Origin of the sequence: Paenibacillus sp. IITD108, from assembly GCF_036541265.1 — a bacterium.
In the GTDB taxonomy this organism is placed as follows: domain Bacteria; phylum Bacillota; class Bacilli; order Paenibacillales; family Paenibacillaceae; genus Pristimantibacillus.
This window is the reverse complement of record NZ_JAZHCT010000091.1, coordinates 1-710: the sequence shown is the minus strand read 5'-3', so window position 1 is coordinate 710 and position 710 is coordinate 1. Positions and strand designations below refer to the sequence as shown.

The 710-nt window shown below is 49.9% G+C and carries 1 protein-coding gene; it reads right to left on the bottom strand.

Annotation, left to right across the window (positions count from 1 at the left end; all coding sequences use genetic code 11):
- Window positions 1-710, bottom strand: a 710-nt coding sequence (locus V1L65_RS28640; RefSeq protein ID WP_331702765.1) for an ABC transporter ATP-binding protein, incomplete at both ends; no start/stop codon positions are given.

The following is a 710-nucleotide window of genomic DNA, read 5'->3' as shown; positions in this document are numbered from 1 at the left end:
ACTCCGTAATAGACTTCCTGCCCTGCATCATATTGATCGTTCGTGCTCTTCATCATAAAAGTGTGGGTATCGTTTTTAATTTGATAGATCGTTTCCGATCCAAGCATCTCTCTTGTAATGATTCTGCCTTTCGATTTGAAGGCTTCTTCAACAGGAGCCGTAGACAGAACGGCACTTTCAGGCCTGAAGCCGAACTGTGCATTGGCATTGGCCATGGAGCCGATATTCATCGGAGGAACGCCGATGAACTGTGCCGTAAATTGATTGCTTGGCTTGCGGTACATCACAGCAGGAGGCGCTTCTTGCTGAATTTCCCCTTTGTTCATAAGCACGATTTTATCCGCCATGGACATCGCTTCCACCTGGTCATGCGTAACATAAACGAAGGTGGAACCCAGCTTCTTATGAAGCTCGATCAGCTCGATGCGCATTTGTACGCGCAGCTTCGCATCCAGATTGGAAAGCGGCTCATCCATCAGAAACACGCCCGGCTTTTTCACCATGGCACGAGCCAGCGCAACGCGCTGTCTCTGTCCGCCGGAAAGCGTCGACGGCTTGCGGTCCAAATAATCCTTGAGACCTACGGTTTCACTGATGGATTCCACCAATTCTGTCCTTTGCGCTTTCGGCACGCCATTGTTGCGAAGGCCAAACTCAATGTTGTCGCGCACGGACATGGTGGGATAAATCGCATAGTTTTGGAACACCAT